The organism is Streptomyces sp. NPDC052012 (assembly GCF_040689265.1).
Lineage (GTDB): Bacteria > Actinomycetota > Actinomycetes > Streptomycetales > Streptomycetaceae > Streptomyces.
Genome location: NZ_JBFAXA010000002.1, coordinates 269093 through 282056, shown reverse-complemented (window position 1 = coordinate 282056; position 12964 = coordinate 269093). Strand labels below are relative to the sequence as shown.

Here is a 12964-nt window from a genome sequence, read left to right as displayed (position 1 = left end):
TCTTGCAAGATACCGCCAGGTTTCGAGCAGAATCAAGCAACCCGCTGGTCCGATGCGGGATGCGTTAGGGTCGCCGAAGACCGAGGGCCGGCCGGGGGACGGGAGGGTGGATGTCACGGGACGCCCGCTGGAAGGCGCTGCTGGAGCTGCTCGTCGAGCGCGGCCGGCTGGACGTCGAGGACGCGGCCACCGAACTCGGGGTGTCGGCGGCGACGATCCGCCGGGACTTCGACCAGCTGGCCGAGCAGCAGATGCTGGTGCGCACCCGGGGCGGGGCGGTGGTGCACGGGGTGTCGTACGAGCTGCCGCTGCGCTACAAGACCGCCCGCCACGCCTCGGAGAAGCAGCGCATCGCCAAGGCGGTGGCGGATCTCCTCGCCCCCGGGGAGGCGGTCGGGCTGACCGGCGGCACGACCACCACGGAGGTGGCGCGGGCACTCGCCGTGCGCGGTGATCTCAGCTCCGGTTCGCCCGCGCTGACCGTGGTGACGAACGCGCTGAACATCGCCAACGAGCTGGCCGTGCGGCCCCAGTTCAAGATCGTGGTGACCGGTGGGGTGGCGCGGGCCCAGTCGTACGAGCTGATCGGGCCGCTCGCGGACGGGGTGCTGGGGCAGATCACCCTCGATGTGGCGGTGCTCGGTGTCGTGGGTTTCGATCCCGTGCACGGGACGTCGGCCCATGACGAGGCGGAGGCGGCGATCAACCGGACGCTGTGCGAGCGGGCCGAGCGGGTGGTCGTGGCCGCCGACGCCAGCAAGCTGGGCCGCCGCGCGTTCGCCCGCATCTGCGCGACCGAGTCGGTGGACACCCTGGTCACGGACTCCTCGGCGGCCCCGGAGACGGTACGCCGGTTCGAGGAGGCGGGACTGCGGGTGGTCGTGGTCTGAGCGGCGCCCGCGCCCGGTTCCACGGTCGTGGTCCGAGCGGCGCCCGCGCCCGGTCCCACGGGTCGTGCTCCCGCCGGCCTCCTGCCTAAGCTGGCAGGGACGGCCCGAGCGCGGGTCCGGGAGGCTGCCATGGGTGCGACGGCCGGGGAGCGTCACGCGTCAGGGGCGCGGCGGTACGTGCCGATCGCCGATCACGGGCTGATCGGCGACCTGCGCAGTGTGGCCCTGGTGGGCACCGACGGCACGATCGACTGGTACTGCTGTCCGTCGTTCGACGCGCCCAGTGTCTTCGCCGCGATCCTGGACGCCGGGCGCGGCGGCTGCTTCGAACTGGCGGCGGCCGTCCCGGCGCGCACCAAGCAGTTCTACTTCCCCGACACCAACGTCCTGATCACCCGCTTCTTCACCGAGGAAGGCGTCGGCGAGGTGCAGGACTTCATGCCGATCGCCGGCGAGGCGGCCCGGGAGGGCCGGCACCGGCTGATCCGCCGGGTGCTGTGCGTACGCGGATCGGTGCCGTTCCGCACCCGGGTGGCCCCGCGGTTCGACTACGGCGCCCGGCCGCACACCCTGCGTCTGACCGACGGCACCGCCGTCTTCGACGCCGGCACCATGTCGCTGGCGCTCACCTCGACCGTCCCCCTGGAGGCCGACGGCCAGGACGTCCGCGCCGACTTCAAGCTGACCGAGGGCGACGCGGCGGTGCTCGCACTGGACCAGGTCGGCGCCGGCGTGCCGCCGCGCGGATGCGCCTGCGCGGAGGCGGAGGAGCAGTTCGGCGCGACGGTGCGCTACTGGAGGCGCTGGCTGTCCTCCTCACGTTACCGGGGCCGCTGGCGGGAGATGGTGCACCGCTCCGCCCTCACCCTGAAGCTGCTCACCTACGAGCCGACCGGCGCGATCGTGGCCGCGCCGACGACCAGTCTGCCCGAGGAGATCGGCGGGGAACGCAACTGGGACTACCGCCACGTCTGGGTGCGCGACGCGGCGTTCTGCGTGTACGCGCTGCTGCGGCTGGGCTTCACCGAGGAGGCGAAGGCGTTCATGGGCTTCGTGTCCCGGCACATCAGCCCGGGCGACGGCAGCCCCTCGGGTCCGCTGCAGATCATGTACGGCATCGACGGCCGCACCGATCTGCCCGAGCGGGAACTCCCCCATCTGGAGGGCCATCAGGGCTCGGCGCCGGTGCGGGTCGGCAACGCCGCGGCCGATCAGCTGCAACTCGACATCTACGGGGCGCTGATCGACTCCATCTACCTCTACGACAAGTGGGCCGAGCCGATCTCCAGCGAGCAGTGGGAGAACGTGTGCGCGCTGGTCGACTGGGTGTGCGCGCACTGGGACCAGCCCGACGAGGGCATCTGGGAGACGCGCGGCGGACGCAAGAACTTCCTGTACTCGCGGCTGATGTGCTGGGTGGCGATCGAACGGGCCGTCCGCATGGCCAACCGGCGCGGCCTGCCCGCCGATCTGAACCGGTGGCTGACGAGCCGCGACGCGATCTACCGGCGGATCATGAGCCGCTGCTGGTCCGACGAGCGCCGGGCGTTCGTGCAGCGGGAGGACGGGGAGGTGCTGGACGCGGCGGTGCTGATGATGCCGCTGTCGAAGTTCATCGCGCCGACCGACCCGAAGTGGCTGTCCACGCTGGACTCCCTCACCGAGGAACTGGTCTCGGACTCGCTGGTCTACCGCTACGACCCGCAGGTGAGCCCGGACGGGCTGCGCGGCGACGAGGGCACGTTCTCCATCTGCTCGTTCTGGTACGTGGAGGCGCTGACCCGCGCCGGACGCCTCGACGAGGCGTCGCTCGCCTTCGAGAAGATGCTCACCTACGCCAACCATCTCGGCCTGTACGCCGAGGAGATCAGCCACACCGGTGAGCAACAGGGAAACTTCCCGCAGGCGTTCACGCATCTGGCGCTGATCAGCGCGGCGTTCAATCTGGACCGGGCGCTGGGCTGAGCGCCCGGTGACCGCGTCACTCAGTGGCCGTGGCCGTCGTCGGAGTGCCCCGGGGTGCCCGGCTCCGGGGCGGGGTGGGACGGATCGGCTCCGGCCGCGCCGGCGTGGACGGTGAACGCCGCGGTGCGGACGACGCCGTCGTGCTTGAAGTCCAGGAACAGCCGGTAGCTGCCGCTGCTGGGTGCCGTGGCCGTGAAGGAGATCGCCGGGCCGGACTCGGTGGTGCCGTCGCCGGGTTCGCCGTTCGGGTGCACGTGCAGATAGGCGAGGTCTCCCGAGCGCAGGGCCACCAGGTGGCCGTAGGCGCCGAGGTAGGGCTGGAGGTCGGTGACGGGCTTGCCGCCGCGGGAGACGCTCAGGCGCAGTTCGCCGGCCTTCCCGGGTCGCAGGTCGCCGTTCAGCTCGACCTCGTACCCGTCGACGCGGGCGGTGCGCTCGGGCTTCGGCAGCTCCTGGGGACGGTAGGGGCCGGAGGCGGCGAGGTCGGCTCCGAGGGTGAGGTTGCCGGCGTTCTGCCGCGCCGGGGTGAAGTCGGCGAAGACGCGGTAGCCGCCGGCCCGGGGCAGGTCCACGGGGATGCTCCAGGTGCCGTCGGCGGCGCGGCTGGGGTGCAGGTGACGGTAGGTGAGCAGATCGCGTGAGGCCACGATGAGGTGGAGCTCCTTGTCGTGCTCGCGCCGGTAGTCGGTGACGGCCCGGCCGGCCGCGTCCCGGACGGTGAAGCGCAGGTCGCTGCGCTGACCGGCGGTGACGCGCGGGGTCTGCAGGTCGAGGGTGTAGCCGCCCTCGGAGATCTGCAGCCCGCCGGCCGGGGCCGTCTCGTGTCCGCCGTGGCCGTCGCCGCCCTTCTCCGGCGGCCGGGTCGGCGTGTGCTCCTTGTCGTGGGCGGGGGCGGGTTCGGCGACGACCGGGTCCAGTCCCTGACCGATGCCGTAGGCCGTGCCGAAGGTCGCGGCCAGGGCCGCCGCGAACGCGGTGATCTTCACTCCGGTGTGCATGGCCGTCTCTCCTCGAAAAGGGAACGCCGACTCGCCGTCGGCCGGTCTCGATGCAGCTCACGATACCCCCCTAGGGTATGAAGTCAAGCGGATCGGGTGCGGTAATTCATACGGGTGGGGCGTATAGGCGGGTGCGGCCCTCCTCTCCGGCGCGGGATGGACCACGCGTACCGTGGGCACCTGGTGATTCCCGGACCGTCCGCACGGGCCGCTGCTGCACATTTGCCACCGCGGGAGAGAGAAATGAGCGAGCCGATCAGCACCGACCAGGACGTCACCCGTCCGCTCACGAGGCCCGTGCGGCCCGCCGACGGCCTGCAACGCGTGGTGTCCGCCGTGCTGGGCGATCTCCGGGCCGTGGACGGCGCCCTGTACGCGGCGGTGGCCGCCACACCGACGCCCACCCTCGACCGGGCACTGCGCCGGCTCTCCCACGCGGCCGACCACTCGAAGATCTCGTTCGCCATCGCCGGCGCCCTGGCACTCGGCGGATCACGCCCCCGCCGGGCCGCCCTCGCCGGGGTGGGCGCCATCGCCGTGGCCTCGGCGTCGGCCAACCTGCTGGGGAAACGGCTGGTGCGCAGGGCGCGGCCGGACCGGGAGGCGGCGCGGGTGACGGTGGACCGGCATGTGCCGATGCCGACGTCGGCGAGCTTCCCTTCGGGCCACACGGCATCGGCGGTCGCGTTCGCCACGGCCGTCGGCACGGTGCTGCCGGCCGCGTCCGTACCGCTGGGCGCGCTGGCGGGCGCGGTGGGTTACTCCCGTGTCCACACGGGCGTCCACTACCCGGGCGACGTCGCCGCCGGCGCGGTCCTGGGCATCGCCAGCGCGGCGACCGCCCTGGCCGTGGCGTCGGCACGCCTCCCGGCGTCCTACGGCTCCCGCCGCGTGCGCTGAGCCCGCGGCGCTGGACCGGAACGGCGGACGGGAGTTCGTCAACTCCGGGCCGTCTGGGGCTGTTCGCGCAGTTCCCCGCGCCCCTGAAGGCGCGTGACTGCTAGCGCCCCTTCAGGGGCGCGGGGAACTGCGCGAGCAACCACGGACAACCCGCACCCGGGGACACACTGTCAGCGGCACGCACGCCCCCCAGGGGCGCGGGGAACTGCGCGACCAGCCACGGACGACCGGCAGCCGGGGAACGCAGCGTCCGGCCCGGGTGCGCTCACCACGGCAGCCCCGCGAGATGCGCGGCGATCCGCTCACGGTCCCACGCCCCGTCCGCGACGACGATCCGGTACCGGTAGGCGAAGGACTCGCCCGGCGGCAGGGCGAACTCCTCGAAGAAGGCCCAGGAGAACGCGACCGAGGGGATCGGAGCGGAGCGGACGAACCAGTGGGAGGCGTGCACGGCACGCCGCTCGTCGAGGTTCTCCGGCGCGTGCGCGAACACGAGCGTCGAGTGGCCGTCGACCTCGTCGTGTTCCCCGGTGAACGCCAGCCAGGGACCCTGCGTCCCCATCAGCTTTCCCGCATCGTCGGCGTCGGCGTCCGAGCCGGGGACGATCACCGTGCCGCCGGTGAAGTCGCGCGGGCCGCGCCACTGGAGGCCGGTGTAACCGGCCATCTCGCGCCCGGCCGTGGTCGGAGAGCCGAACAACAGTGGTTCGTCACGGAGATTGGTGAGGCGGATCGACCAGTCCAGCGCCCACGCACCGGCCTCCTCGTCGACCGAGTGGACGCTCAGCCCGCGCTCCTCCCGCGCCCATGGCGCACCCCCGTTCTCGATCCAGGTGAGGTCCTCGACGCAGTCGAAACGGTCCTCCCGGGCCGTGAGGGCGGAGAAGCCGTCGTGCCGCATCGAGCCGATCCGCTCGGGCAGCGGGAGGTAACCCCGGCCGTGCACATAGGAGTTGCCGCCCCAGAAGTTGTGCCCGGAGAGATGACTGGCCGTCATCTGCACGCCCTTGTGCCAGCGGTGGTCGTTCGGCCGGTACCCGGTGACCGTGCGGCCGGCGAGGGTGCGCAGCGGGTGGGCGTACGGCTTGCGGGACTCGAACGGGTCGGGGTCGGGCCGGTAGACGTAGCGGAGGATCTCCGTGCCGCCGGGCGCCGTGACCGTGATGTGCTCGCCGTGGGTGTGGGTGACGCGGATGCTCATGCGCGCTGCCCCTCCGGGGCCCAGTCGGGGTGGCCGCCGTGCATGGCCTCGTAGTAGGGGTCGCCCGGCACGATCTCGGCCGCCCGCACCGGCTGTCCGGTGAACGCCGCCTTGTACAGGGCGGCCGCGAACTCCAGCGTGCCGCGCGCCTCCTGGCCGCTGCCCGGCGGGCGCACCCCGGCGTCCCAGGCGTCGAGCAGGGCGCCGAGCTGGGCGGTGTGGGAGCTCGGGACGTCGGCCGCGGGGGTCCGCCAGGCGGCGGCCCGTTCGGCGGGGACGTGCGGGGCCGGGGTGTAGGACCAGTCGTCGTTGCGGTGCCCGTAGAGGTGGGTGAGTTCGACCGTGGCGTCGGCGCAGTCGATGCGGATCCGGCTCATCTCGTGCGGCGAGAGCACCGAGTTGACGACGGTGGCGAGCGCGCCGCCGCGGAAGCGGACCAGAGCGGTGGACACGTCCTCGCTCTCGGTGGCGTGCACGAGCCGTCCCGCCATGGCCCGCACCTCCTCCCACGGGCCGAGCAGATGCAGCAGCAGGTCGTACTGGTGGATGCCGTGCCCCATCGTGGGGCCGCCGCCCTCCGTGGACCACCGGCCGCGCCAGGGCACGGAGTAGTACCCGGTGCCGCGATGCCAGGTGGTCTGGCAGTGGGCGACCAGCGGGGTGCCCAGTGCACCGCTCGAGATCAGCTCGCGGGCGTGCACGGCGCCCGAGCCGTAGCGGTGCTGGAAGACGACCGAGGCGTAGGCGCCGGAGGCCTCCTCGGCGGCGGCGATCTCGTCGTACTCGGCGAGCGACAGGCACAGCGGCTTCTCGCACCACACCCATGCGCCGGCCTTGAGCGCGGCGACCGTCTGCTCCAGGTGCAGCGACGGCGGCGTCCCGATGACCACGAGATCGGGGCGTACGGCGTCCAGCATCGCACCCGTCGACGTGTACCCGGCGACGCCCGCACCGGCCTGCCGGCGGAAGGCGTCGAGCCGGTCCCGGTCCACGTCGACGGCGGCCACCAGCTCGGTGCGATCGGCGTGCGCGCGCAGCGCGGGCAGATGGCCGCCGCTGACGATGGCACCGGTGCCGACGACGGCGACGCGGCGGCGGACGGGGGACAAGGCCATGCGGGCTCCTCGCGAGGTCGGCGGGCAAGCGAGCCGTAGAAAGCGCTTGCACACGCTGGTCGACACTAGGTCGGAGCACCGAGGGAGGCAAGGCCCCGCCCGCATGTCGAAATCACTGGGGGACCCCTGAGGATCCCCTAGGCCCGCGCCTCGCCGCCCCGGCGCGCGCCACCGGTCACAGCGCCGCCGCGGCCCACGAACCGGTACCGCCTCTCCGGCCGTCCCGCCACCCCGTACCGCAGGGAGACCTCCGCGCTGCCGAGGGTGTGGAAGTGCTCCAGGTAGCGGCGGGCGCTGACCCGGGAGACGCCGGTCAGCTCCGCACACTCGGAGGCCGACAGCGTGCCGTCGGTCTCCCGCAGGGTGCGCTCGATCAGGTCGGCGGTCTCCACGCTCATGCCCTTGGGCAGCGCCTGGGCCGCGGACGGAGGCGCCGTCGCACCGGCGAGGACGCGGTCCACGTCCGCCTGGCTGCGGACGACCGTGTCCAGCAGCCGTCCGCGCCGGCCGGCGTAGCGCTCCAGACGCGCCCGGAACTCCTCGAACTCGAAGGGCTTGAGCAGATAGTCGACCACCCCGTGCCGGACCGCGCCGCGCACCGCGTCCGCGTCCCGGGCGGCGCTGACGACCATCACGTCGCAGTCGTGGCCGGCCGTCCGCAGCCGGGGGATGACGTCGAGCCCGAACAGGTCCGGCAGATACAGGTCCAGCAGCACCAGGTCGGGGCGGAGTTCGTCCACGGCGGCGACGGCCTGCTCACCGGTGCCGGCCACACCGACGACCCGGAACGGTGCGACACGTTCGGCATAGGCGCGGTGCACCCGGGCCACCATGAAGTCGTCGTCGACCACCAGCACGTCGATCGCGTCGCCGGTCACGGGCGCGGGGCGCGTGGGAGGCGCGCCCTGCGAGCTGCTCATCGGTCCACTCCTTCCGCCACCGCGTCGATGAGGTGGCTGACGATCCTGCCGGGCGCAGAGCCTGCGACGGCACCCGGCGGGCCGCCTCTCCTCGGCCCCCCGGAGCCGCCCATCATGGCCCTCACCTGCGCTGAGGGAAAGAGACGTGCGCCACCCGGCGGCCCTGACGGCCCTGACGGCCCGTTGACGCAATGACCAGAACCTCCGTTGGTTCCGCAAGCGAGACAGTCTTCCTGTGCGCGGGCACCATGTGGCGCACGCCACCCTCCGCCCAGGGCTTCGCGTGTTCCCCCCACACAGCTTCCCCGTACACCCCCCAAGACGACCGACAGGTGGTGGCATTCGTGCGCCTGCGCACTCCCCTCGCCCTGCTCGGGGCCGCCGTGCTCGTGCTCGCGGGTCCGCCGCTGCTGACGACCGGCAGCGGCGCCGAGACCGGCACCCAGATCCCGGGCCTGCGCTTCATGGTTCCCAACACGCCCGGCGGCGGCTACGACATCACGGCCCGTACGGCCGCGAAGAACGCCGAGGAGGCCGGGCTCACCCACAACATCGAGGTGTTCAACCTGCCCGGCGCGGGCGGCACGGTCGGCCTCAGCCGGCTGGTGAGCGAGCACGGCAACGGCAAGCTCGCCATGTCGATGGGCCTCGGCGTCGTCGGCGCCGTCCGCTCCAACCACGCGCCGAAGACCCTCGCCGACACCACGCCGATCGCCCGGCTCACCGAGGAGCAGGACGTCGTGGTGGTCGCGAAGGACTCGCCGTACAAGACGATCGACGATCTGATCGGCGCCTGGAAGGACGCCCCCGGCAAGCTCCCGGTCGGCGGTGGCTCCTCCCCCGGCGGGCCGGACCATCTCGCGCCGATGCTCATGGCCCGGGCCGCCGGGATCTCCCCGAAGCAGGTCAACTACATCCCGTTCGACGGCGGTGGCGAGCTGCTCGCCTCGATCCTCGGCAACAAGGTCGCCTTCGGCGTCTCGGGTGTCGGCGAGTATCTCGACCAGATCAAGGCGGGTGAGCTGCGGCTGCTCGCGGTGACGGGCCCCGAGCGCGTGCCCGGCCTCGACGCGCCCACGCTCCAGGAGGCGGGCTACGACGTGAACTTCACCAACTGGCGCGGCATCGTCGCCCCGCCGGGACTGACCGACGCCGAACGGGCCAAGCTGATCCGCCTGGCCGAGCGGCTGCACGACTCGAAGGAGTGGCAGGAGTCCCTGAAGAAGAACGGCTGGGACGACGCCTTCCTCACCGGCGAGAAGTTCGGCGCGTTCCTCGACGCGCAGGACGCGCGGGTGGTCTCGGTGCTGAAGGAGCTGGGACTGTGACGACACAGACCGACATCCCCCGGGCCGGGACGACCGAGCGCCGCTCCTGGCTGCGCGACCACTCCGAACTCGGTGTGAGCACCCTGCTGCTGGTGCTCGGCGTCCTCGTGCTGACCGACGCGCTGACCATGGACGTCGACCTGACGCAGCGCGGCCCCGTCGGGCCGAGGACCGTGCCGCTCGTCGTCGGCGCCGGACTGCTCGTGGTGGCCGCCCTGCTCGCGGTCGACGTGCTGCGCGGCGGCCGGGGCCAGGCCGAGACCGGCGAGGACATCGACCTGTCCGAGCCCGCCGACTGGCGCACGGTGCTGCTGCTCGCCGGGGTCTTCCTCGGCGCGGCGGTCCTCATCGACCCGCTCGGCTTCCCCGTCGCGGGCGCCCTGCTGTTCTGGGGCGCGGCCTACGCCCTCGGCAGCCGCCGGGCCGACCGCGATCCGCTCATCGCGGCGGTCGTCTCCCTCGTCACGTACGTCGTGTTCAACAACCTGCTCGGAGTCCCGCTGCCGGGCGGCCCGCTGATGGGAGTGCTGTGACATGAACGCCCTCAACTCCCTTCTGGACGGCTTCGGTACAGCCCTGACCCCGGTCAATCTGCTGTGGGCGGCACTCGGTGTGCTGCTCGGCACGGCGATCGGCGTACTGCCCGGCATCGGCCCGGCGATGGCGGTGGCACTGCTGCTGCCGGTGACGTACGGGCTCGACCCGACCGGCGCGTTCATCATGTTCGCCGGTATCTACTACGGCGCGATGTTCGGCGGCTCGACCACCTCGATCCTGCTGAACACCCCGGGCGAGAGCGCCGCCGTGGTCGCGGCCATGGAGGGCAACCCCATGGCCAAGTCCGGGCGCGGCGCACAGGCGCTCGCGGCCGCCGCCATCGGCCATTTCGCCGGCGGCATGGTCGGCACGATCCTGCTGGTGGCGCTGGCGCCGACGGTCGCCGACCTGGCCGTGGACATCGGCGCGCCGGACTACTTCGCCATCATGGTGCTGGCGTTCATCGCCGTGACCTCCGTGCTGGGCTCGTCGCGCGTCCGGGGTATGGCCTCACTGCTGATCGGACTGACGATCGGGCTGGTGGGCCTGGACCAGATGACCGGCCAGCAGCGGCTGACCTTCGGTTCGCTCCAGCTGGCGGACGGGATCGACGTGGTGATCGTCGCGGTGGGGCTGTTCGCCATCGGCGAGGCGCTGTGGGTGGCCGCCCATCTGCGGCGCCGGCCTCCTGAGCCGATTCCGGTCGGCCGTCCGTGGCTGGGCCGCGGCGATGTGCGGCGCACCTGGAAGTCCTGGGCGCGCGGGCCGTTCATCGGCTTCCCGTTCGGCGCGATCCCGGCGGGCGGCGCGGAGATCCCGACGTTCCTGTCGTACGTCACCGAGAAGCGTCTGTCGAAGCACAAGGACGAGTGGGGCAAGGGCGCCATCGAGGGGGTCGCCGGCCCGGAGTCGGCAGCGTCGGCCTCGGCGGCGGGCACGCTGGTGTCGATGCTGACCCTCGGTCTGCCGACCACGGCGGTCGCCGCGGTGATGCTGGCCGCGTTCCAGCAGTACGGCATCCAGCCGGGCCCGCTGCTCTTCGAACGCGAGCCGGACCTGGTGTGGGGCCTGATCGCCTCCCTGTTCGTGGGCATGGTGCTGCTGCTCGCCCTGAACCTGCCGCTGGCGCCGGTGTGGGCGAAGCTGCTGCGCATCCCGCGGCCGTATCTGTACGCCGGGATCCTGTTCTTCGCGGCGGTCGGCGCGTACGCGGTCGGCGGTGAGGTGATCGACCTGGTGCTGCTGCTGATCATCGGCCTGATCGGGTTCGGCATGCGGCGCTACGGCCTGCCGGTGCTGCCCGCCGTCATCGGCGTCATCCTCGGCCCGGCCGCCGAGCAGCAGTTGCGGCGCGCCCTGCAGATCAGCGACGGCAGTGTCACGGGCCTGGTCGACACGCCGTTCTCGGTGACCGTCTACGGCGTGGTCGTGCTGCTGCTGGCCTGGCCGCTGCTGCGGAAGGCGCTGGGCCGCCACCGCGCGGACCGGGCAGGCCGGGCAGAGCACGCAGAACGCGCCGAGGGCTGATCGGCGCGGATCGGAGCAGGGGCGGGGCGCGGTCGTGCGAGGACCGCGCCCCGTCCGGCGCCCGGAAGGGTGCCCGCCCCTCCCCCACCGGGTGGCGACCCGCGTCAGACGAGGTGGGCGAAGACGACCAGGTTCTCGGTGTAGTCCTTGGCGGCGCGGTCGTAGTCGCCCGAACAGGTGATCAGCCGGACCTGCGCGTCGGGGGTGTCGGCGTAGACGCGTTCGTCGGGGAAGTCGTCCTTGTCGAAGCTCTCCTTGTCGTGCACCTCGAAGGTCGCCCTGGTCCCGTCCTTGCGCACCACCTTGAAGCGGTCGCCCTTGTCGAGCTCGCTCAGCCGGGCGAAAACGGCGGGGGACGTCTTGGTGTCCACGTGCCCGGCGACGATCGCCGTACCGAGCTCCCCGGGGGACGCACCCCTGGCGAACCAGCCGACGAGATTGGTGTCGTCCGGCGGGGGCGCCTCCAGCTGACCGTTGCCGCCGATCTCGAGGTCCGTGAAGGGCGCGTCGACGGCGATCTCGGGAATGAGCAGCCGGACCGGTTCCGACCGCGGCAGCGACTTGGCGGGGGACGCGCTGGGCGCCGGCTCCCTCGGTGACGGTTCGGTCTGCTCCGGTACGGCCGGCTCCGCGTCGGCTCCGGGCGGCTCGAATGCCTCGGCGCTCACCGCGGGGGGCGCGTGCGGGACGCGGGAGTCGTCGGGGGGATCCTCCCCGCCGCCGAACAGGCTGACCGCCAGGACCAGGGCAGCCGCACCCCAGAAGATCGCCGTCATCACGGCGCGCAGTCTGCGTCTTCTCGGCGGCGGCTCGTTGTCGGCGGGGGCAAGGGGACTGGCTGCCATCGGGGGGACCACCTCACTCGGACACGGCAGCGGGCACGACGGACGACTCGGCGGGCGGGGCCGCCTCCATGACGCGTCTCGCGCGTGGGGCGGCCCCGGCCGCTATGTGGTCAGGCATGGCTCACGCCACGCTTCCGGCAGCCTTCTTGCGGCGCAGCGCGTACATGCCGGTGCCGAGGACCGCCAGCGCGGCCAGACCGCCCGCGGTGACACCCGGCTCGGCGAGGCCGCCACCGCCGGTGTGCATGCCGCCCTTCGGCTTGTCGTGGTTCCACTCCTTGTCCTTGCCGCCCCAGGACTCGTCGCCCTTGTCCTTGTAGGACTCGGAGGAGTCGTACTTGCCCCCCTCGTCGCCGCTCCAGTCCTTCTCGTTCAGCGAGGCGAGGGCGCCGCCACCGGTGTGCATGCCACCCTTCGGCTTGTCGTACTTGCTGTCGTCCTCGTGCTTGCTCTCGTCGTCGCCCTTCTCCCAGTCCTTGTCGCTGACCAGGGCGCCACCGCCGGTGTGCATGCCACCCTTCGGCTTGTCGTGCTTGCTCTCGTCCTCGTACTTGCTGTCGTCCTCGTACTTGCTCTCGTCGTCGCCCTTCTCCCAGTCCTTGTCGCTGACCAGGGCGCCACCGCCGGTGTGCATGCCACCGTGCGGCTTGTCGTGCTTGCTCTCGTCCTCGTACTTGCTGTCGTCCTCGTACTTGCTCTCGTCGTCGCCCTTCTCCCAGTCCTTGTCGCTGACCAGGG

12 protein-coding genes are annotated in these 12964 nt (G+C 72.4%); 6 read left to right on the top strand and 6 right to left on the bottom strand.

Features of this window, described 5'->3' with window-relative positions; genetic code table 11:
• Nucleotides 1–110 precede the first annotated feature (110 nt).
• Together AB0412_RS05020 and AB0412_RS05015 are read left to right on the top strand one after the other, a co-directional pair.
• Nucleotides 111–890 (top strand): DeoR/GlpR family DNA-binding transcription regulator, encoded by a 780-nt coding sequence (locus AB0412_RS05020; RefSeq protein ID WP_366401071.1) that lies wholly within the window; start codon nt 111–113, stop codon nt 888–890.
• Nucleotides 891–1019: 129 nt separating this feature from the next.
• Entirely contained in the window at nt 1020–2855 is a 1836-nt protein-coding gene (locus AB0412_RS05015; RefSeq protein WP_366401070.1) for a glycoside hydrolase family 15 protein, read from the top strand.
• A gap of 20 nt (nt 2856–2875) precedes the next feature.
• On the opposite strand, the gene AB0412_RS05010 is transcribed toward AB0412_RS05015, so the two are convergent.
• Nucleotides 2876–3853 carry a hypothetical protein gene (locus AB0412_RS05010; RefSeq protein ID WP_366401069.1) on the bottom strand — a complete coding sequence of 326 codons (978 nt, stop codon included), beginning with the start codon at nt 3851–3853 and terminating at the stop codon, nt 2876–2878.
• Between the two features lie 243 nt (nt 3854–4096).
• On the opposite strand from AB0412_RS05010, the gene AB0412_RS05005 reads away from it, so the two are divergent.
• The gene (locus AB0412_RS05005) at nt 4097–4753 is read left to right on the top strand and encodes a phosphatase PAP2 family protein (RefSeq protein WP_366401068.1); all 657 of its coding nucleotides are present in this window, start codon (nt 4097–4099) and stop codon (nt 4751–4753) included.
• A 265-nt stretch (nt 4754–5018) separates the two neighbouring features.
• Here the strand turns inward: AB0412_RS05005 and AB0412_RS05000 are convergent, their stop codons facing one another.
• From AB0412_RS05000 to AB0412_RS04990, 3 genes are all read right to left on the bottom strand, one after another.
• On the bottom strand, nt 5019–5954 hold the full coding sequence (locus AB0412_RS05000) for a PmoA family protein (RefSeq protein WP_366401067.1): 936 nt from the start codon (nt 5952–5954) through the stop codon (nt 5019–5021).
• Entirely contained in the window at nt 5951–7069 is a 1119-nt protein-coding gene (locus tag AB0412_RS04995; RefSeq protein WP_366401066.1) for a Gfo/Idh/MocA family oxidoreductase, read from the bottom strand. Before AB0412_RS04995 ends, AB0412_RS05000 begins: the two co-directional genes overlap by 4 nt.
• Before the next feature lie 137 nt (nt 7070–7206).
• Complete coding sequence (locus AB0412_RS04990; protein WP_366401493.1) at nt 7207–7902, bottom strand: response regulator; 696 nt, start codon at nt 7900–7902, stop codon at nt 7207–7209.
• A gap of 431 nt (nt 7903–8333) precedes the next feature.
• Between AB0412_RS04990 and AB0412_RS04985 the strand changes: the two genes are divergently transcribed.
• The 3 genes from AB0412_RS04985 to AB0412_RS04975 are packed head-to-tail and all read left to right on the top strand — an operon-like array spanning nt 8334 to nt 11381.
• Nucleotides 8334–9317, top strand: coding sequence for a tripartite tricarboxylate transporter substrate binding protein (locus tag AB0412_RS04985; protein ID WP_366401492.1), 984 nt, complete (start codon nt 8334–8336; stop codon nt 9315–9317).
• Nucleotides 9314–9850 carry a tripartite tricarboxylate transporter TctB family protein gene (locus AB0412_RS04980; protein ID WP_366401065.1) on the top strand — a complete coding sequence of 179 codons (537 nt, stop codon included), beginning with the start codon at nt 9314–9316 and terminating at the stop codon, nt 9848–9850. The genes AB0412_RS04985 and AB0412_RS04980 overlap by 4 nt, the downstream gene beginning before the upstream one ends.
• 1 nt (nt 9851) lies before the next feature.
• A complete protein-coding gene (locus tag AB0412_RS04975; protein ID WP_366401064.1) occupies nt 9852–11381 on the top strand; it encodes a tripartite tricarboxylate transporter permease in 1530 nt (509 codons plus the stop codon).
• Nucleotides 11382–11485: 104 nt separating this feature from the next.
• Here AB0412_RS04975 and AB0412_RS04970 read toward each other — a convergent pair whose 3' ends face one another.
• Together AB0412_RS04970 and AB0412_RS04965 are read right to left on the bottom strand one after the other, a co-directional pair.
• Nucleotides 11486–12157 (bottom strand): class F sortase, encoded by a 672-nt coding sequence (locus AB0412_RS04970; protein WP_366401491.1) that lies wholly within the window; start codon nt 12155–12157, stop codon nt 11486–11488.
• A gap of 190 nt (nt 12158–12347) precedes the next feature.
• Nucleotides 12348–12964, bottom strand: a 617-nt coding sequence (locus tag AB0412_RS04965; RefSeq protein WP_366401063.1) for a hypothetical protein, incomplete at its 5' end; no start/stop codon positions are given.